Below are 19,882 nucleotides of genomic sequence, written 5' to 3'. Positions count from 1 at the left end.
AACAGCTTCTTTGCAATTTTCCCTAGAATCGGAGATTTTGCGCTGACTTCCCAAGCAGCAGTCGATGCCATTTTCGGGTTTGTAAGCGTTGGTTCTTGCCAGCGTCAAAATCTGAGAAGCGAACCGAAGCGCACTTTAAAAAACGTTTATTGCCGATACCCGGTTAATCACCTGCCTCTTGCGAGGCGCAACAAGAGATTTTGAATGACGGTCAGCATCGAAATGGGTGTCAAACCTAATGGCACCTCCTCTGTTGTCGATCTTGAAGAATTGCTTGCAACGCGACTACTCGTGCAGGGAAACTCCGGCTCGGGCAAATCGCACCTGCTACGCCGCCTGATGGAGCAAAGCGCGCCATGGGTGCAACAGGTGGTGATTGACCCGGAAGGCGACTTTGTCTCGCTGGCAGATGAGTTTGGGCATGTGGTGATTGAGGCGACCATGAATGATCGCGAACTCACCATGATCGCCGCCCGCGTGCGCCAGCACCGCATTTCCGTCATTCTCAACCTGGAACATCTGGAGCCGGACAAGCAGCTCAAAGCCGCAGCTGCCTTCCTGAACGGCTTGTTCGATTCCGATCGCCAATACTGGTATCCGGTTCTGGTCGTCGTGGATGAAGCCCAGCTGTTTGCGCCTTCCGCCTCTGGTGATTACGGCGAAGAAGCCCGCCGCCTTTCCCTGATGGCCATGACCAACCTCATGTGTCGTGGTCGTAAGCGTGGTCTGGCAGGCATCATCGCCACCCAGCGTCTGGCAAAGCTTGCCAAGAACGTGGCTGCGGAAGCCTCCAACTTCCTGATGGGCCGTACCTTCCTTGATATTGACATGGCCCGCGCCTCCGACTTGCTCGGCATGGACCGGCGTCAGGCAGAGCAGTTCCGTAACCTTGAGCGCGGACAGTTCATCTCCCTCGGCCCGGCAATGACCCGCCGACCGCAAAAGGTGGTGATTGGCGAAGTTGTCACGGGCAGCCGTGGTGGCTCGCCAAAGCTGATGCCAATGCCAAACCAGCCAGTTGAAACAGCTGCTGAACTGATCTTCACAGCAACGGACAATGACCCGGTGCTGCACAACAACCGTGTGGCCGCGCCTTCTGCAAAAGACGTTATGCTACAGCTGTCACAAACAGCTGCCAGCAACATGCAGGCACAGCATAAGGAAGTTGTTGAAGCTGAGCCGGAAGACCTCTTCAATCTGGAAGAGAAGAACCAGCAGTATCAGGAGATCATCGCCAAGATCCTTGAAGACCCTGAAGCTGCCTTCGCACCGGTCTCCCAGCTCTATCAGGATTTTCAGGTCCGCTGCCGCATTGATCGGTTGAAGTCTCAGGATCTTGCCAAGTTCCGTAAGTTTCTTTCCGTGGCCCGTGCTGGTGTCGATAAAAAAGAAGTCGAAGAAGGTGATTGGCAGCAAGCAGAAGTGATTGCTGGACAGCTGCCAGAAGAAATGCGCGGCGTCTATCTCCTGCTGGCCAAAGCTGCCTTTGCAGATGAGCCGTGCCCGGCAGATCTGGACATCGCGAAAGCGTATGGTACCCGCTCACCGGGCAGAGCGCGTTGGCTGCTCACCCATATGGAAGAGCAGGGCTTCATCATCTGTGCCAGTGATTTGCGTGGAAACCGTATCGTGACTCTGCCGGATATCGGCAAGCAAACCGCAACCAAATAAGCTGCAGGTCAGCGGCCATCCGGCAAGGAATGGCCGCCCGCAGGCCCATCCACTTCATCAAAGAAGGTTGTCTCAGTGCTTCGCGAGCAGGTGGAGCACAAATGCGGTTTGGATGGCAGAACATACTTCAGGCAGCACGCTTTGCGCCGCGGAGCATACTCCGTCAACCCCTCCTGCTGGCGTTGACGCCAGACAATCCCGCCATTGATCTTCTTCCCAAGGCTCGCAAGATAGGCACGCATCAGGCTCGCCACATCTGATGGTTTTGCACCATGGCGTCGCAAGACAAGAAACGGCGATATGATGGAAACAGCCACGGTGGAATAAAACACCGAAGGCGCCACTTTTCGCCGCCCCAGCTCCCGGTGGAAGACCTGAATGATCTCTTCGAAGCAAATGGAAAGTGCGAACAGCTCCGCAGGGCCCTGGTCCGGATTAAGCTCGAAATCCTCTTCCGAAAGGCGAGGGTCAAAGAATATCTCCACCCAGGGGGCCTTGCCATGCAGGACAAACCGCAGTTCATCAATGCGGGGTGCACGGCCACTCAGCAGGTAACTGACCGAAATCCGGTTGAGCAGGATCTGGCAGATTGTCTTCAGGGCAAGGCTTGCGGCAATCTTTGTCGTCGGTGCGCCGCGATCTTCCTTGATGTAGTCAATCATGCGCTTTGCAACCAGACCGAAGTTGCTGTCAAAACCGGAAAACTCCCGCAGCTCTGCAGCCACCACGTGTGGTGCAGGCGCGGTGATTGCCCGCGCAGCAACCAGCTCACCACCTTCAGGTAGAGCAGCCTTAATGAGGCCTGCAAAACGTGCGGGAATGCCCGCTGTTTCGAAAGTGGGAATATCTGAGGGCGATAGACCGGTGGACACTGCCTGCAAAACCTCTGGATCTACGACTGCGCATATCCGGAAAGTGGAATTGAATTTCCGAAATGGATACGCTGAAACTTATAGTTACGAGGCGCGCATGTTTGGCTGACAGTTGGCTGAACACGACACAACAACACTTTCGCGTTACTTAGCACAAAAACAAAGTCTACTGAAATGGTAGACTTTGAAGTCTGTGAGTAATGCACCTGTCTGTTGCAAAAGGATCAGGCTTTCGCCTTGTTGGCCCGCTTCTCCCAGGCAAACTTCTCTGCAATCCAGATGCCACCCAGCACCAGCGCCAGAGCAGCGCCGTGATAAAACGCAAACACTTCCCCAAGCAGCACAATTGCCATCACCGATGCAAACACCGGAACCAGATTAACAAAGACACCAGCCCGGTTAGGACCAATCAGTTCCACTCCGCGCATATAGAAAATTTGGGCAAGGAAGGAAGGGCAAAGAGAGATGTACAAAATAACCAACCAGCCCTGCAGCGAAGGCCAGACCAACGTCTCCTGACTGTATTCAACGGCCAGCATCGGCAGTGACACCAGGGAAGCCACAAAGGCCATCACCGCAAAAAAGGCGAGTGCAGGGACCTTGGGTCGGTTTCTCAAAGCCAGCGTGTATCCAGCATAAAACACCGCAGCAACAAGCATCAGCGCATCACCCGGGTTAATGTGCAAGTTGAGCAGAACCTGAATGCTGCCCTGACTGGCCACAACAAAAACCCCAAGCAACGTCAGCAAAATGCCGATGAACTGGATAAGCGTCACCCGTGCGCCAAACAGAAAGTAAGCGCCAATCACGACGATCATCGGAATGGAGCCCTGCAAGATGCCCATGTTCACCGCCGTGGTGTTGTGAGCTGCTAGATAGAACAGGCCATTGAAGCCGGAGAATCCGAACGCGGCCATCAAAGCGATGCTGATCAGGTGAGGGCGGATGTCCGCCCAGGAGGCAACAAGATCCCGCCAGGCAATCAGGCTCATGAGCGCAGCCACAATCCCCCACCGCAAGAACACGATCACCATAGGCGAAACATGCCCCACAGCCAGCTGGCTCGCCACGGCGTTGCCGCTCCACATGAGTGTGGTCAACACCAGAAGCAGCATTGGCCTGCTGTACAGAGGGGTGAGAAAAGGCATGTAAAAAGTCCGTCGGTGAGCGGGCAGGAGGCACCGCTGAAAAGGAACTGTCACCCTTCACCGTCCCCCTATCAAATGCAAGGTGAATTTCCGCAAGGGCTGTAGAGGTTTCGTCAAGTATGCCCTTTTGCCCGACATGTCACTGTGAAGTGCAGACAAACCCACCCAAAATCAAAGCATTAGACCGCGTGACCAAAGCCTGCCATTCAATCACCTGTGTTTTGAAAGAGCCGGAAACGAATTGATGCATTGAAACTTGAGATTGAATTTGCAAGGGTTTGATCTGAAAAACTCAGCGGCAGGAAGTGACGGCATATCCTGCTAAAAAATGACAATACGAGGGGGACCCATGTCGCAAAGAGTAAGTGTTGCATCACTACAGGTTTCACCGGAGCTCCATAACTTCATCGAAAACGAAGCGCTTCCGGGAACTGGAGTGTCATCCGAACAGTTCTGGGAGGGCTTTTCGCAGATCATCAAGGATCTGACACCGAAGAACCGCGAGCTGCTTCAAATCCGTGAAGACATCCAGACCAAGATCGACGACTGGCATAAAGCCAATCCCGGTACCATTGATCTTGAGAGCTACAAGGCATTCCTCAAAGAGCTTGGCTACCTCCTGCCAGAAGGGGACAGCTTTGAAGTTGAGACAGACAACGTAGACCCGGAAATTGCAGAGATCGCTGGCCCTCAGCTCGTTGTACCAGTCATGAATGCGCGCTACGCCCTCAATGCTGCCAATGCACGCTGGGGCTCCCTGTATGATGCGCTCTACGGAACCGATGCAATGGGGACCACCCCACAAGCAGGCGGGTACGATGAGAAGCGCGGCGCAGAAGTGATCACCTACGCACGCAAAAAACTGGATGAAGCTCTGCCACTGGATGAAGGCAGTTGGGCTGATGTCAAAGAGTTCGCCATTATGGGTGGTTCTCTGGCGCTGACCCTTGAAAATGAAGATATGGCTGGCCTTCAGGACCCTCTCGGATTTGTTGGCTATGCAGGCGATAAAGACGCGCCAACCTCTATCCTGCTGCAGAAAAACGGCCTGCACTTTGATGTTCTGTTTGACAGCACCAGCCCGATTGGTGCTGCAGACAAAGCTGGTATCAGCGACATCATTTTGGAATCTGCCATCTCCACCATCATGGACTGCGAAGACTCTGTTGCTGCCGTGGATGGGGAAGACAAAGCACTGGCCTACCGCAACTGGCTGGGCTTGATGAATGGTGATCTGAAGGAAGAAGTCGCCAAGGGTGGCAAAACCTTCACCCGTACTTTGAATGCAGACCGCCACTATACAGATGCACAGGGCGATGCACTGGCTCTGAAAGGGCGTTCCCTGATGTTGGTGCGCAACGTCGGCCATCTGATGACCAACCCTGCAATCCTTGATCAGGATTGCAATGAGGTCTTCGAAGGCATCATGGATGCCATGGTGACAGCCCTTTGCGCAGTACACGACATTGGCCTGCGCACAGGCGCAACAGCCCGCAACATGAACTCTGTGTCTGGTTCGGTCTATGTCGTGAAACCAAAGATGCATGGCCCGGAAGAAGTCACCTTCGCAAACGAGCTGTTTGGCCGTGTTGAAGATGTTCTGGAACTGCCGCGCAATACCCTGAAAATGGGCATCATGGATGAGGAACGCCGCACCACGGTCAACCTCAAAGAGTGCATTCGCGCAGCTAAAGCCCGTGTCTGCTTCATCAACACCGGCTTCCTTGATCGCACTGGTGATGAAATCCATACCTCCATGGAAGCTGGCCCGATGATCCGCAAGGCGGACATGAAGCAAGCAGCATGGATCAACGCTTATGAGAACCACAACGTAGACACCGGTCTTGCCTGCGGCTTGAGAGAGCATGCACAAATCGGTAAAGGCATGTGGGCCATGCCGGATCTTATGCACGCTATGCTGGAGCAGAAGATCGGTCATCCAAAAGCGGGTGCCAACACCGCATGGGTTCCATCTCCAACCGCAGCAACATTGCATGCCATGCACTACCATCAGGTCTGTGTGCCAGCCGTTCAGGAAGAACTGGCAAGCCGCGAGCCTGCAAAGCTGGACGACATCCTGTCCATTCCGGTTGCGACCAATCCAAACTGGACGCCGGAAGACATCAGGTCAGAAGTTGAAAACAACGCACAAGGCATCCTTGGTTATGTTGTCCGCTGGGTAGAACACGGTACTGGTTGTTCCAAGGTGCTGGACATCCACAATGTTGCTTTGATGGAAGACCGTGCCACCTGCCGCATCTCTTCCCAGCACATCGCCAACTGGCTGCATCACAATGTCTGCTCAAAAGAGCAAGTGATGGAGATCATGAAGCGTATGGCCGCTGTGGTGGATGAGCAGAACGCGGGCGATACGGCCTACCACAATATGGCACCGGACTTCGACAACTCCGTCGCCTTCCAGGCCGCTTGCGATCTGGTGTTCAAGGGCCGCGTCCAGCCAAGCGGTTACACCGAACCAGTGCTGCACAAACGCCGTTTGGAAGCAAAAGCCAAATTCGGCGTTTCTGCTTAAAACACATAGTTTGAGTGTATTCCCGAAAGCAGCTCCGGTCTTCGGGCAGGAATATACCTGCATATAGAGATTAAGAGCATGGTGCGTGAATGTAGATAAGCGCACCATGTCTAAACCCAGAGTAAAGCTCAGGTGTCGCCCTGTGGCACGAGGTGTGTGAAACCTCCGAAGCTGCCTTGGGACAGATTCATCGTATCACTGTCAAAGTCAGTTCCTGAGATACGAACCGGCGGGCCTTGTAGGATGTTCCATTTGTTGGAATCCTTAAATTCCTGATAGTTTCTAAATCCGGTTGATTGGCTCAGCCACGTAAAGTCCACCAACTTGTCGTCTAAAAGTTTCTGATTGATCAGGCCATTGGCATAGACCCCGACTTTGTAGGGTGAGCCAGCCTCTGAAAATGCTTGATTGATCGCTTCAAAATAGGGGCGGATATGCTGGTCGTGGTCTTGTTCTGAAGCATCATAGTCTACCGCAAAATAGATGGCTGTCCCCTTGGGCTGGCGGATCACGGTTTGGGCCTGCCGCATTGCTTCCTGCGCCTGGGCAGTCCCCGTTTCACTACTAAATTGTGCAGCTGAATTGTTCGCATCTTCGTAAACGGTAAAAACGGTCAGTCCGGCAGCAATAAGCTGTTGTGCTTCTGTTTGTGTCAGGCGTTTCCAGTCCGATTTGGAATAGTAACGCCCAATGGCTTTGTACCCCTTTTTAGCCAAACTGCTGGCGAGTACTTCTGCTGAAGCCGCTCCGTCTACCCCAGGTTCCGTCTTTATGGCTTGTTGCTTTGTCATTGTTCTCTGCTTTTTGTTGTTATGCAGAGCCATGACGAGCGCACGACACTCACCGTGAGGCATCAGGTGGTGTCAAGGTAAGGCAATCCTTAAAACATTTTTCGAAAAAAGCTGGAACGGTTTGTCGACGAAAAACGGCAAAGGCAACCCAGAGGGCAGGTACAGGCCCACAAAAATGGCCTGGCGATTAGCGGCCTTCAAGGCAAGGAAAAGCCGCCTTAAAGCGGTAGTCTCACAATTGCGACAAGGCCGTTTTCCTCGTCATTCTCAAGGCGGATTGTACCGCCTTGCGCATGAATGATGCTGCGTGTGATCGCAAGGCCCAAACCGATGCCACCTGTTTCTTCATTTCTGGATTCTTCCAGACGAACAAACGGCTCGAACACATCTTCAAGGCGGTTCTGCGGGATGCCCGGACCTTTGTCTGCAATACGAACTTCCGCATGAGCCTCGTCAACTCGGAACGAAACCTCAGCCTGCTCGCCATAACGGATTGCATTGCCAATCAGGTTCTGGAAAGCACGTTTAAGAGACATCGGACGACACTTCAGCACAACACGGTCGTGTGCCTCAACGCTCACATGGTTGCCCATGTCCTCCTGATCATTGGCGATGCTCTCCAGCAAACCGCCAAGGTCGACAGAACGCAGCTCTTCCTGCTTGGAATCTTCACGGGTAAAGGCAAGCGTTTCCTCCACCATTGCCTGCATTTCATCCAGCGTGGCGATCATGCGCTCCCGGTCTTCATCATCATCAATAAACTCGGCACGAATACGCAGTGAGGTGATCGGGGTACGCAAATCATGGCTGATCGCCGCCAGCATGCGGGTACGGTCAGAGATAAACCGTGTTAATCGCTCCTGCATCTGGTTGAACGAGCGCGTCACAGCCTGCACTTCGGCAGGACCTGCTTCTTTCAGCGGCTTCACATCGGCACCACGGCCAAGATCATTGGCAGCCGCTTCCAGCGTTCGAAGTGGCTTTGTCAGGCGGTACACAGAGACCCAGATGATCAAAATGGTCAGCAAGGCCATAATGACGATCGGCAGCAATATCGGTACAAACGAGGGCTTCGGAAGCCGGAAGTTGCTCTCGATGTTGAGCCACTGGCCATTCTTCAGCTCAATGGCAGCAAAGAGCTGGACGCCCTTGAGAGAAAACCAGCGGTATTTTTTGAAATAATCATCGCGGCGGTCATGCATCGCCTGCATGGAACCATGAGAAGATCGCTCACGCCCATCTGGAGGCGGAGAAGACCGCTCACGCCACTTCTCTTCTTGAAAACGCTCATTGTAGATAACGGCAACACGGGCTTGTCGGTCATGATCCAGCTTGCGCTTCAGGTAGTCGGCAAGCCGAGCTTCCATGCTTTCATCACCACCCGTTTCGGCGACGACCGGAGTGTCTCCAATCGAAAAGCGCGTGCGTGTGTTAGAGACCGTACGCAGAACCTGCTTCTGCAAGCGCGGCGGCGTCGCTTCCAGCAGCTTCACCACATTCGCAGTGCGCCACAAGGCATTATCGCGGGCAAGATTGGCAAGCGCCACCTGACGCTCTCGTCCAAGCAGAACAAAGCTGACGACCTGCGAAAAGATAAGCGCAGCCAGCAGCAGCAAGATGAGCTGGGGAGCAAGACGGCGGGGGATCAGGTATCTGAGAAATTTCATTGGGTGACTTCTTTGACTTCACCGGTAAAGGTGTAACCGCCCCCCCAGACAGTTTTGATCAACTCCGGATTTTTGGGATCAATCTCGATTTTCCGGCGCAAGCGGGAAACCTGATTGTCGATAGACCGGTCGAACACCCCCAGTGAGCGGCCTGAGGTCAGATCAAGCAGTTGCTCGCGGGACAGCACAACACGGGGCCGCTTCAAAAACGCCAGCAGCAACTGAAACTCACCGGACGACAGAGGCACGCTCACATCTTCCGGATCAATCAGTTCTCGCCGTGCAGTATCCAGAACCCAGCCGTTAAACGCCAGTTTTTCTGTATCGATAGGGTCACGTTCCCGCGGAACACTGGTGGCACGGCGCAGCACAGCGCGGATGCGGGCCAGCAGCTCACGCGGGTTGAAGGGCTTGGTCACATAATCATCTGCACCAATCTCTAGGCCCACAACGCGGTCTGTATCTTCAGCCATCGCTGTCAGCAGGATCACAGGGGCCTGATTGGTCTCCACCAGATGCCGGCAGAGTGACAAACCGTCTTCACCCGGCATCATGATGTCCAGCACCACAAGATCAATGGAGGAGTTTCTCAGAGTCTTACGTGCAGCAGCTGCACTTTCTGCCACGGTCGTACGCATATTATTCTTCGTCAGATACCGGGCAAGGCTCTCCCGGATATCCCGATGATCATCGACGATAAGAATATGTGCTGTACTCTGAGACATGCATCCTCGCTGTAAGTCTCGTCTCCCATTACCTGTGAAAGACCATATAGTATGCGATGCCTAACTTATGCCGTATTCCCGGGGCCTGCGAAAGGTTCTCTGTACCCAAAAATGTATCAAACTGTCCCAACCCGATATTCTGGCAAATACTGTGACAAAACAGCGTGTTTTCTGGTGTAGTTTTGCGACAGTTCGCTCCTATCTTCTGTTTATCGAAGCACACTCACACAAACCTTCCCCTCGTTTTAGGCTTTGATTTTTAGGAGAACACGACATGATGAATTTCAAAACGATTATGGCTGGCTCTGTAGCTGCATTGATTGCTGGTACCGCTCTGTCTCCTGCCATGGCTGCTCCAGGTTTTGGCGGAAGCTTTGGTAAGAAGATGTCTTCCCAGTTTTTTACAAATTTTGACGCAAACAAGGACGGCTCAGTCACCACAGCTGAGATTGAAGCAAAACGCAAAGCAGACTTTGCAAAAGCAGACACAGCTGGCGACGGCGCAATCACTCTGGAAGAATGGAAAGTCTTCGCAGCAGATCGTTCATCCGAGCGCAGCAAGGACCGTTCAGTCCGCATCTTCCAGCGCTTTGACAGCAACGGCGACGGTCAGGTGACCCGCGAAGAGTTCCTTGATCAGGCAGAACGCATGACTGCGCGCATGGACAAGATGAAAAAGCGCATGGGCGACCGTATGGCCAAGATGCAGGACGGCAAGGGCGGCAAAGGCAGCTGGGGCGATGGCCCACGTGATGGCAAACAAGGCAAGGACGGCTGGCAGAAAGGCCCCCGCGACGGTAAGCAAGGCGGCAAACAAGGCAAAGGTGGCTGGGGTGATGGCCCTCGCGATCAGGGCATGATGAGCTTTGGCAAGCATGGCGGCAAAGGCATGCGCGGCGAAATGATGGGCGCAATGTTCGCCAAGGTTGATCTGGACAAGAACGGCCAGATCTCCAAGGATGAACTGAGCAAACTCGCTGACCAGCTCTTCGCAAATGGCCCGGTTGATCTGGCTGGTTTCAGAACCATCGCAGCTGAATTCAAAGAGCCGATGTACGTTCGTTCCTTCCAGCGTCTGGATGCTAACGGCGACCTGAAAGTCACACAGGAAGAGTTCTTTGCACCAACTGCTCAGATGATGAAACGCATGGACCGTAACAACGACGGCGTCATCACCTCTGCAGACTTCACGAAGATGAAGAAAGACTGGCGCAAAGGCCAGAAGGACCGCAAAGGTGGCCACGGTCATGGTTACGGCAAGGGACAAGGCCAGCGCGGATAAACCAACCCGTTTGAGCGAATAAAAAAGGCGGAGCCAGTGTGCTCCGCCTTTTCTGTATCAGCTTAGGAAACCTGCATCAGCTTGTGGCTGGCTTGGTCTCTTGCATCTCTGCATCATAATCAACTGCAATGCCGTAATGCGGATCTTCCAGAACGGCGACCTCAACCATGCTGCCAGCTTTGTGCAGCAGGTCTTTACAATCCGGAGATAAGTGACGCAGATGCAGGGTCTTGCCAACCTGCTCATAGCGCGTTGCCAGTGCATCAATTGCCTGCAAACCGGAATGGTCCACCACGCGGGAATTGATGAAGTCAACAATCACATCATCCGGGTCAGACTGAGGATCAAAGATCTCCTGGAAACCAGCAGCAGAGCCAAAGAACAGCGGGCCTTCCAGCTTGTAGATCTTCTGGCCTTCAGAGTTGGTTGTTGTGTGTGCATCAATACGCTTGGATGCGTTCCATGCATAAGCCAGCGCAGAAACAATCACGCCAACCACAACAGCAACAGCAAGGTCAGAATACACAGTCACACCAGTCACCAGCGCAATAACAATCGCATCAGTTCGTGGAATCTTGTGCAGGATCTTGAAGGTGTTCCACGCAAAGGTACCAATCACCACCATGAACATCACACCAACCAGCGCTGCCAGCGGAATCTGTTCAATCAGCGAAGAGGCAAACAGAATGAAGCTGAGCAAAAACAGCGCTGCCGCAATACCTGCAAGGCGTGTCCGGCCACCGGATTTCACGTTGATCATCGACTGACCAATCATCGCACAACCACCCATGCCGCCGAAGAAGCCAGTCACAACGTTTGCTGCACCCTGAGCAAGACACTCTTTGGAGGCGCCACCGCGTGTATCTGTCATTTCAGAAACAAGGTTCAGCGTCAAAAGGCTTTCAATCAGGCCGATTGCAGCAAGAATGATGGAGTATGGCAGGATGATCTGCAGCGTCTCAAGGTTCAGTGGAACCATAGGGATGTGGAATTCAGGCAGGCCACCAGAAATCGGAGCCAGATCGCCAACGGTCTGAACGTTGAGCCCAAGGCCAATCACGATCACAGAAACAACAACAATAGCTGCAAGCGGAGCAGGAATAGCGTTGGTCAGCTTTGGCAGATACCAGATCACAGCCATGGTCAATGCAACAAGACCAAGCATCAACGTCAGGTCCATGCCTGCAAGCCAGCTTGCTGTGCCAGTCACTTCATCAACGGTCTGGAACTGGCCCATTTGCGCAAGAAAGATCACGATCGCAAGGCCGTTCACAAACCCAAGCATAACTGGATGCGGCACCATGCGGATGAACTTACCCCAGCGCATCACGCCGAAGATCAGCTGAAGGATACCCATCAGCACAACGGTCGCAAACAGGTATTCCACGCCGTAGGTCACTACGAGTGAGACCATAACAACGGCAAGCGCGCCGGTTGCACCAGAGATCATGCCCGGACGACCACCGAAAACAGCAGTAATAATGCCGACGATGAAGGCCGCGTACAGACCTACAAGCGGTTCAACCTGAGCAACAAATGCGAATGCAACAGCTTCTGGAACCAGAGCAAGAGCAACGGTAAGCCCGGAGAGGAGCTCAACCTTAATAGTATTGGCTGTAAAGCCAGTCTTTTCGGGCGCGTGCGCCTTCGAGGACGAATGCAAGTAGCACCTCCAATGGGATTCTTGGTACTGTTTTAAAGTAGTGGGCAAATCCTAGGCACGCACTGTGAAGTCCGTGTGAAACCAAGAGGTTTCCTGCTCAAGGACAAGAGCTATTCAGCCAGGACACCGCTAAAATTTGAGCGGTTTTTGTCTCCCTTTTGACGCGCTTATACGGGAATATCGTCAAAAACACCATCCCCCCAACGCATAATAGCCATGCACGGGGTGCGGGGAGGGGAAGTGTAAAGGTACGACATGAGGAAGACTGTGGTGTGAGTTTGCGTGATGAGGTGCCGTGATTAGAGAGTAAGTGTAATGAGGAGATCTTTAGAATCTTGAGATAACGAACCTCAGCTAGCCGGCGAAAACTGCGCTCTGAGTTTCCTAGCACCTTTCTTGGGATGCCATTTTTGACTTGCTAGAAATGTAAATATGCGCCTTGTTAGCAAAATCATTTCAGGCTTGGCTCCGTCTTTTAGAGATACATTTCTGCACTCAGACGCCAGTTTCCTTTGATTTCGTGTAAGTTCTTTCTCGTCACCATGCACAATACTACTTCGTAAGCTGTAATGTAGAAGGATGACTTTTTTCAAATCATTATGTTCATCAAGGCAGTGGACAATATAAGTTGCGAGTTTTTCGGATTTTTCGCCCGTTTTGTCGGGAAAACATGCCTCCAGAGCAAAAAACAACATTGGTATCTGTAATGATTTTGGGCCAATCAGCGCATGATTGAAATACTCGCAGGCGGCTTCCATCTTGGTTAGCCCTTGGAGGCAGGTAAGCATATGGTCGCAAAATGTGTCCACCTCGGTATTATCAATCTCCAAAAGCTTAGGTGGACGAGCCCCGAAAATTGCTGTTTCCTCAAGGTAGTCTGTATCACCAGTAGTGTGTTTGGCTTTTTGGTAACTCATTGGGAGCATAAAGTGTTTATGCCCAACTAATATATCAAGTAGTCTTATGTCGCCTTCTTTAATTAGGCGCAGAGAAGTCATGAAGCGCTTGATGAAACCGTCTTCTGTGAAAGTTTCTGATTTTGTATAGAACGCTGTATACAAATGGTTTTTGGTATGCGGGCTAGACCAAAACTGCCTGTAATTTTGGGTAGCTTCGTCAATTGGTGCGAAAGTTCCAATACCTGCTAACTCGATAGGAGTTTCAATTTTCAATCCTTGTATCAGTATAATAAAATGGTCATCCATTCGTTCTGATAACGATGAAGTACCATCAAGTAAGGTGCGAGTCAGAATATCTGGGTGTCTCGCAATGTCTCTGAATACAGGAAGTTGACTGCTTGCGTTAAGAGTATGACTGGTTTGGAACAAAGCTAAAGCATTTGTGATCTCTGTGAAATGGTAACAAATAACAAAGTACGGCTTGAGGCTTTCTCCCCCATTTTCTTTAACTTTGTTGTCAAGTGCAACCCATTCTGGCCATTCGAGTATTTGCTTCCATATGGCGTTGTTAGGGCGAATAGCTCCCTGGAAATCAGCTTTGATCTCGTTAGCGGCGTTCATAACGGCACAGAAGCTAAAACTCCGCTGAAACATGTGACTGTAGAACCTTGCAAAAAGGGCAAAGTACTCGTCTAAAAAATCAATTTTGTCAGGCATGTTACTTTCAGTGTGTAGCTCAACTATGTTGTTTGAGGCTATCAAAACCGCTAGTTGAAGCAATATTTACCTAGCTATCTTCTCTGTATTAAAAGCTCGATGCAATGGACTTTTTTGCAGCGCGTGGCTGAGGATGAGCTGTCAGGTTCGCTTGGATCACCGCCGTCATGCCGGACGGAACGGAGTGGAGATCCGGTAACCAGAGCCAAAGGCACCACCTTCTAGATTTTGGAAGAAAAAGCCGAGCAGATGCCACCAACTCAATCAAAAAAACTTATCCCCCCAGCTACAAACCGTGCCCATACTAATCCCATGCCTACGTAACGGGCTGCTGGCGGAGCGACCGTCAGTTTGTCGTAGGCTGGGTTGGGCTGTTGGAAGACGTAACGCACCTTTCAGTGGTCCGGTGAACCGAACTTCAAACGTGACCGCATGGTTTGAGGGGAAGGGCCCAGGACTATAGGGTATCACGCGGCGACGGATGCAGATGTACCGGTTGGAGAAATCCACTTTTGCAGATGTGTCTGTCAAAGACGGAGGAACTGTTCGGGCATGGAAACGTGTCTGGATAAGCCACTTTCTTTCCGGGAAACCGGCTATCGTGCCTTATAGGCAAAAGAGGCGACGTAGTTCATTAAAAGAAAGCCCGGGCAAGGCGTGTAGCCAATGCCGAAGAAACATTACTAATAAATAGCGCAGGTATTGCCTGCCGCCTTGCTCATCCCGACTATCGGGAATTCTGGTTCAACACTGCATGAGGGGTCATGTGGTGCTACTGGTGCTTCTGCATTTTTCAAAGCGTATCGCTGAAACCTGAGAAACGGGTTGAGCACAAAAATCCGCAATAGATGAAACCGCTTTATGTGGAAATACGCAGGAAATGCATCTAATGCAGACTTTGCAGGATGCCGCCTAATCGTTAGCTTGTCGTCCTGCGAAGAAGCGTGTCAGGCAAGGAGCACCCTGGATGAAACCGACAAACTCAGTATTTACCGGAATAGAAACAACGGTATTTGAGCGCATGTCGCGTCTGGCTATGGAACATCAGGCCATCAATCTGGGGCAGGGCTTCCCGGATGTAGACGGCCCGCAGGATGTGAGACAGGTTGCTGCTGACACCTTGATGGAAGGGCCTAACCAGTACCCGCCTATGTTGGGCGTCCCGGCGTTGCGACAGGCCGTTGCGGACAACAACAAGCGCTTCTATGATCTGGATGTAGACTGGCAGAGCGAAGTACTCGTCACCTCAGGTGCCACTGAAGCGCTGGCAGACAGCATCTGTGCGCTGGTTGAGCCGGGCGATGAAGTCATCCTGATTGAGCCGCTTTACGACTGCTATCTCTCGCTGGTCAAACGGGCAGGCGCCACTCCGGTCTTCGTGCAGGTAACGCCACCAAACTGGGAGCTGCGCGAAGAGACACTGCGCCAAGCGTTCTCCAGCAAAACAAAGGCCATTCTGCTCAACAACCCAATGAACCCAAGTGCGAAGGTTTTCTCCACGCAGGAACTGCAACTCATTGCAGACCTGTGTCTGGAGTTTGATTGCTATGCGATCTGCGATGAAGTCTACGAGCACATCGTCTTTTCCGACGACAAGCACAAACCACTCATGACCCTTCCGGGGATGCGTGATCGCTGCATCCGCATCGGCTCTGCGGGCAAGACGTTTTCACTGACAGGCTGGAAAGTCGGCTACATCACAGCCGCTCCAAACCTGTTGGAGCCAATTGCCAAAGCGCACCAGTTCATCACCTTCACCACACCGCCAAACCTGCAAAAAGCAGTCGCCTACGGCCTGAGCAAAGAAGATGACTACTACACCTCGTTGGAAGACGACCTGAGAGCAAAGCGTGACCTGATTTCCAAACCACTTGAAGACATGGGCTTTAAGGTGCTGCCGTGCGAAGGCACCTACTTTGTCACCTGCGACTTCTCCCCACTTGGCTTCAAAGGCAATGATGTGGAGTTTTGCCAGAAAATGGTGGAACAGGCAGGCGTTGCCGCCGTTCCGATCTCAGCATTTTACGGCACCAAAGGCCCGCAAACCTTCGTCCGATTCTGTTTCTGCAAAAAGGATGAAGTCCTGCACGAAGCTCTGGGTCGATTGCGCGTCTGGATGGGAGAACTGGCGGTTTCATAAGGGCTCGCACCAAACTGAAGACGTCGCTTCTCTGATAAGCAGTTCTGGTTCTTGGGAAAACGCGTAAAAATAAAGACAAATTCGCAAAAGTAGCTCTGCGCTCAAAAATAGAGTATGCAGACGACAACAAACCGGAGCTGCTTGGTCAGGCAAGGACGACTGACAGCCTTCCGCAAACAATCAATTAGCCTGTAATCCAACCCTTGGAAGTTTGAGTGAATGGATAATCCCGTACTCGTTGAAGTGACACGTGGCACCACTGTCGAGAGCCGTCACCGTGGTTCAATCGCTATTGTTGATGCCGATGGTAAGCTGGCATTCAGCGCAGGTGACGTGGAGCAGGGCATCTTTGCGCGCTCCGCAATTAAAGCTCTTCAGGCAATTCCAATGGTGGAATCCGGCGCGGCTGAAGCTCTTGATTTTGACGATGCAGAACTGGCTCTGGCCTGCGCCTCCCATAACGGCGAAGAGACCCATGCCAACTCCGCACGCATCATGCTCTTCAAAGCTGGCCTGACAGAAGAAGACCTGCTGTGTGGCCCACAATGGCCAAAGCACATGGATGATTGCGTCGGCCTTGTGAAGACCGATGACAGCCCATGCCAGCTGCACAACAACTGTTCTGGCAAGCATGCCGGTTTCCTGGCCATGGCCAAGACCCTCGGCATTCCAACCGAAAACTATATCGATTTTGACCATCCTGTTCAGATGGAAATCCGCAACGTTCTGGAACAGATGAGCGGTGGTATTCTGGCCCGTGATGTATGTGGCACAGATGGTTGTTCCATCCCGACCTACGCCATGGACCAACAGAAAACAGCGCTGGCCTTTGCCCGCTTCGCAACAGGTGTTGGTCTTGACCCGGTCCGCGCCAGTGCAGCGGAAACGCTCTACGAGGCGTGCGTTAACGAACCTTACATGGTCGCAGGTAAAAACCGCTTCTGTACCGAGATCATGGATATCTTCAAAGGTCGTGTCTTCGTGAAAGTGGGTGCAGAAGGCGTCTTCTGTGCAGCCCTGCCAGAACTAGGCTTCGGCGTAACGCTGAAATGCGAAGACGGTTCCGTACGCGGTGCAGAAGTGATGATGGCATCCACCATCAGATCGCTTCTGGATATTTCCGATGATGAGGAAAAAGGCCTGAACGCCTGGGAACACCAGCAGCTGAAGAACCGTCGCGATGTTCTCGTCGGCGAAGTGCGCCCTGTTGCAGACTTCAAGCGTCTGTTGAACGCCATGTGATGATGGAGGGCAGGAAGTCCACTTCCTGCCGTCTCACCTAAGCTGCACTGACAAGATTGTCTGTCACGCGAATGAAGTGTGGCAGATCCTCCGTTGAAATCGCCAGATCCCCGCTCACCTGCTCATCCCACTTGAAGCCAGCGATATTCACGGGGCAGCCCGCAATGATATTCTGGGAAATAAGCGCACTCTGCTTGTCAGCCGCAAAGCTGACGGCAATGCCCACAGGGGCAGAGCGTACACTGTTTTGAGCTGCAATAAGGTTCCGCATATACGGCCCCCAACCCAGATTGATGCCAATGATCCGTGCATCCTCGATAACATTGCCAGTCACGCTGGTGTCCGCCTCAACCGCAATACCAACCCCAAAGGTAGGATTGTCCTTCTCATAAGGCCCCGTGCTAGTGATGTCCCGAAGTACATTGTTGGAACATACGGCAAGACGTCCACCCTCACGGAAGTTGGTAATGGAAATCCCGTTAGCCGCTGCTTCAATCAGATTACTGCTGACAATAGCGCCCTGAAAACCGAACTCGACAAACAAAGCCACCTCGCCAGAACGATGGCAGGTGTTGCCAAGCACCTGAACATTAGACGCAGCATTGGCTCTGATTGCTGAGAACTTGCAGTCACTCACCTTGTTGTTGGAGATGGTGACATTATCCGCCCGAAACACATTGATGCCATTGCCATTCTGGCCGGTCCCGCCACTTTGTGCCGCGATGTTGGAGATTTGGTTGCCCGCAATGATCGAGCCATCATGCCCTTCTGACCACCGATGCACCAGAATACCGCCATTGCCACAATCAGAAACGATATTCCCCTCAATCCGAAGTGCACTAGCATTGTAGCTGAGAAGAGCAACATCTCCGATTGCATGTATGTGGTTACCAATAACAGAGCCTGAACACTGCTCCAGCACCAGACCAGACTTGCTGCTCTTGGTTATCTCACAGGAACTGAGATCAAGCCGTTCACACTGAGAAAACCACAGCAGCGCCGAAGCCTCTTCAGAAAGAGAGAAGGCATTGCCATCAAAAATAAGATTGCTCAAGCAAACACGATCACCCTGAATACCCTGCAGAAGAGGGCCACTTCCATTAAGCACCAGACGTGTATGTCCGGGCACGCCGCGCAAGCTCAGCCCACTGGGCAGAGAGAGGTTTGAACAGAAGAAATTGCCCGCACCAAGCTGAAGGATCTGCCCTTGCGCTGCGGTCTCATTCATTGCGGCTTGCAGCGCATCAGAGACATCTTGCTGCAAAGGAGGTGCAGGAAACTCCGCGATCACCGGTCTCAAAGGCGTCGCCGCCTGCGCGTCCTGAGCAGCCACAAGCGTTCCAGCTCCGGCAATGACACCAGCACCAAGCAGGGCACGACGTGAAAGTCTCTCTGGATCCTCAGTCATCTTGTCCCCCAACGCTGGTTTAAATGCCGAACAAGCTCGCCAGCTTACTCGCCGCAGCCGTTGCTGGCAGATTGCCGGATTTCACCGCGCTTTCAACATCAGGCAGCGCCGCTTGAATGTCCGGGTTCGCCTTCAAAGCTGCCTGAAGCTTCTCGTTCAGCAAGCCCCACATCCATGCAAGTTGTTGCTCTGCACGTTTGCTGTCCCAGTCACCGCTCGCCTGCATCCGTTCTTTGAAGATGCCGAGCTGTCCCCACACCTCATCAAGGCCCTCATTGGCAAGGCCGGAAACCGTCAGAACAGGGGGAGACCAGTGCTTGGAACGTGGCGCAAGAATATTGAGGGCGGCACGATACTCAGATGCCGCAGACCGCGCCCGCAGCAGCCCGTCACCTTCTGCCTTGTTCACGGCGATAAGGTCGGCAATCTCCAGCACGCCTTTCTTGATCCCCTGCAGCTCATCCCCAGCACCCGGCAGCATCAGCACGAGAAAGAAATCAACCATCTGCGCAACGGTGGTCTCGGACTGCCCGATGCCCACCGTCTCAACAAGGATCACATCAAACCCAGCCGCCTCACACAAAAGCATGCTCTCACGGGTTTTGGCAGCAACACCGCCAAGTGTACCGGCTGAAGGAGAAGGACGGATGAAGGCATTACGATCTATAGCCAACTGCGCCATACGGGTCTTGTCACCCAAAATGGAACCACCAGTTCGCGTAGAAGACGGATCAACAGCCAGCACGGCAACCTTGTGCCCGGCTGCTGTGAGATTGGAGCCAAAGGTGTCAATGGTGGTGGACTTGCCAACGCCCGGAACGCCCGTCACGCCAATGCGGAATGCATTTCCGGTGGAGCCCATCACCTTGGTCAGCAGCGCTTCGGCTTGCTCACGATGCGCTGGCTTCTTGGATTCAACAAGCGTTATGCCACGAGCAAGCGCAGCACGCTGCCCATTCAGCAGCCGCTCGGCAAGATCATCAATGTTGTCTCTGGAAGAAGCGAGGCGTGCATTCATTCAAATAAATCCGGTCAGAAGAATCTCTCCTGCCAACCTTGAACAGATGACGCCCCTTTGCAAGTCAGCGACTTGGAGAAGTTGTGGGGCAGAGCAGAACCCTGCG

The 19,882-nt window shown here is 52.8% G+C and carries 14 protein-coding genes; 5 read left to right on the top strand and 9 right to left on the bottom strand.

Annotation, left to right across the window (positions count from 1 at the left end; all coding sequences use genetic code 11):
- Positions 1–204 precede the first annotated feature (204 nt).
- Positions 205–1,671 (top strand): ATP-binding protein, encoded by a 1,467-nt coding sequence (locus DHN43_RS03230; RefSeq protein WP_057462776.1) that lies wholly within the window; start codon positions 205–207, stop codon positions 1,669–1,671.
- A gap of 8 nt (positions 1,672–1,679) precedes the next feature.
- Here the strand turns inward: DHN43_RS03230 and DHN43_RS03225 are convergent, their stop codons facing one another.
- Together DHN43_RS03225 and DHN43_RS03220 are read right to left on the bottom strand one after the other, a co-directional pair.
- Entirely contained in the window at positions 1,680–2,543 is an 864-nt protein-coding gene (locus DHN43_RS03225; protein ID WP_063318328.1) for a hypothetical protein, read from the bottom strand.
- Positions 2,544–2,767: 224 nt separating this feature from the next.
- Positions 2,768–3,658, bottom strand: coding sequence for a DMT family transporter (locus tag DHN43_RS03220; protein ID WP_063288136.1), 891 nt, complete (start codon positions 3,656–3,658; stop codon positions 2,768–2,770).
- A 382-nt stretch (positions 3,659–4,040) separates the two neighbouring features.
- Between DHN43_RS03220 and DHN43_RS03215 the strand changes: the two genes are divergently transcribed.
- Positions 4,041–6,224 (top strand): malate synthase G, encoded by a 2,184-nt coding sequence (locus tag DHN43_RS03215; RefSeq protein WP_108817705.1) that lies wholly within the window; start codon positions 4,041–4,043, stop codon positions 6,222–6,224.
- Positions 6,225–6,352: 128 nt separating this feature from the next.
- Here the strand turns inward: DHN43_RS03215 and DHN43_RS03210 are convergent, their stop codons facing one another.
- From DHN43_RS03210 to DHN43_RS03200, 3 genes are all read right to left on the bottom strand, one after another.
- A complete protein-coding gene (locus DHN43_RS03210) occupies positions 6,353–7,015 on the bottom strand; it encodes a DUF1906 domain-containing protein (RefSeq protein ID WP_108817992.1) in 663 nt (220 codons plus the stop codon).
- Positions 7,016–7,233: 218 nt separating this feature from the next.
- On the bottom strand, positions 7,234–8,682 hold the full coding sequence (locus DHN43_RS03205) for an ATP-binding protein (protein ID WP_108817704.1): 1,449 nt from the start codon (positions 8,680–8,682) through the stop codon (positions 7,234–7,236).
- Positions 8,679–9,407, bottom strand: coding sequence for a response regulator (locus DHN43_RS03200; RefSeq protein WP_057462770.1), 729 nt, complete (start codon positions 9,405–9,407; stop codon positions 8,679–8,681). Before DHN43_RS03200 ends, DHN43_RS03205 begins: the two co-directional genes overlap by 4 nt.
- A 274-nt stretch (positions 9,408–9,681) precedes the next feature.
- On the opposite strand from DHN43_RS03200, the gene DHN43_RS03195 reads away from it, so the two are divergent.
- Positions 9,682–10,689, top strand: coding sequence for an EF-hand domain-containing protein (locus DHN43_RS03195; RefSeq protein ID WP_108817703.1), 1,008 nt, complete (start codon positions 9,682–9,684; stop codon positions 10,687–10,689).
- Positions 10,690–10,765: 76 nt separating this feature from the next.
- On the opposite strand, the gene DHN43_RS03190 is transcribed toward DHN43_RS03195, so the two are convergent.
- Both DHN43_RS03190 and DHN43_RS03185 read right to left on the bottom strand, forming a co-directional pair.
- On the bottom strand, positions 10,766–12,352 hold the full coding sequence (locus DHN43_RS03190) for a SulP family inorganic anion transporter (protein ID WP_057462768.1): 1,587 nt from the start codon (positions 12,350–12,352) through the stop codon (positions 10,766–10,768).
- Between the two features lie 350 nt (positions 12,353–12,702).
- Entirely contained in the window at positions 12,703–13,968 is a 1,266-nt protein-coding gene (locus DHN43_RS03185) for a hypothetical protein (protein WP_108817702.1), read from the bottom strand.
- Positions 13,969–14,935: 967 nt separating this feature from the next.
- Here DHN43_RS03185 and DHN43_RS03180 point away from each other — a divergent pair.
- Positions 14,936–16,108, top strand: a complete 1,173-nt coding sequence (locus tag DHN43_RS03180; RefSeq protein WP_063303605.1) for an aminotransferase — start codon at positions 14,936–14,938, stop codon at positions 16,106–16,108.
- A 219-nt stretch (positions 16,109–16,327) separates the two neighbouring features.
- Positions 16,328–17,350 carry an asparaginase gene (locus DHN43_RS03175; RefSeq protein ID WP_057465847.1) on the top strand — a complete coding sequence of 341 codons (1,023 nt, stop codon included), beginning with the start codon at positions 16,328–16,330 and terminating at the stop codon, positions 17,348–17,350.
- Positions 17,351–17,387: 37 nt separating this feature from the next.
- Here the strand turns inward: DHN43_RS03175 and DHN43_RS03170 are convergent, their stop codons facing one another.
- Entirely contained in the window at positions 17,388–18,758 is a 1,371-nt protein-coding gene (locus tag DHN43_RS03170; protein ID WP_063303606.1) for a TIGR03808 family TAT-translocated repetitive protein, read from the bottom strand.
- 19 nt (positions 18,759–18,777) lie between these two features.
- The gene (meaB, locus tag DHN43_RS03165; RefSeq protein ID WP_063303607.1) at positions 18,778–19,776 is read right to left on the bottom strand and encodes a methylmalonyl Co-A mutase-associated GTPase MeaB; all 999 of its coding nucleotides are present in this window, start codon (positions 19,774–19,776) and stop codon (positions 18,778–18,780) included.
- Positions 19,777–19,882: the final 106 nt, after the last annotated feature.

The sequence above is a fragment of the Pseudovibrio sp. Alg231-02 genome (genome assembly GCF_900143565.1).
Classification (GTDB): domain Bacteria; phylum Pseudomonadota; class Alphaproteobacteria; order Rhizobiales; family Stappiaceae; genus Pseudovibrio.
This window is presented reverse-complemented; position numbering and strand designations above follow the sequence as displayed.

Bases quoted from the DNA above. Each gene is read 5' to 3' on its own strand.
- DHN43_RS03230 (WP_057462776.1), top strand. From the start codon at position 205: ATGACGGTCAGCATCGAAATGGGTGTCAAACCTAATGGCACCTCCTCT.
- DHN43_RS03220 (WP_063288136.1), bottom strand. From the start codon at position 3,658: ATGCTGCTTCTGGTGTTGACCACACTCATGTGGAGCGGCAACGCCGTG.
- DHN43_RS03215 (WP_108817705.1), top strand. From the start codon at position 4,041: ATGTCGCAAAGAGTAAGTGTTGCATCACTACAGGTTTCACCGGAGCTC.
- DHN43_RS03210 (WP_108817992.1), bottom strand. From the start codon at position 7,015: ATGACAAAGCAACAAGCCATAAAGACGGAACCTGGGGTAGACGGAGCG.
- DHN43_RS03205 (WP_108817704.1), bottom strand. From the start codon at position 8,682: ATGAAATTTCTCAGATACCTGATCCCCCGCCGTCTTGCTCCCCAGCTC.
- DHN43_RS03200 (WP_057462770.1), bottom strand. From the start codon at position 9,407: ATGTCTCAGAGTACAGCACATATTCTTATCGTCGATGATCATCGGGAT.
- DHN43_RS03195 (WP_108817703.1), top strand. From the start codon at position 9,682: ATGATGAATTTCAAAACGATTATGGCTGGCTCTGTAGCTGCATTGATT.
- DHN43_RS03185 (WP_108817702.1), bottom strand. From the start codon at position 13,968: ATGCCTGACAAAATTGATTTTTTAGACGAGTACTTTGCCCTTTTTGCA.
- DHN43_RS03180 (WP_063303605.1), top strand. From the start codon at position 14,936: ATGAAACCGACAAACTCAGTATTTACCGGAATAGAAACAACGGTATTT.
- DHN43_RS03175 (WP_057465847.1), top strand. From the start codon at position 16,328: ATGGATAATCCCGTACTCGTTGAAGTGACACGTGGCACCACTGTCGAG.
- DHN43_RS03170 (WP_063303606.1), bottom strand. From the start codon at position 18,758: ATGACTGAGGATCCAGAGAGACTTTCACGTCGTGCCCTGCTTGGTGCT.
- meaB (WP_063303607.1), bottom strand. From the start codon at position 19,776: ATGAATGCACGCCTCGCTTCTTCCAGAGACAACATTGATGATCTTGCC.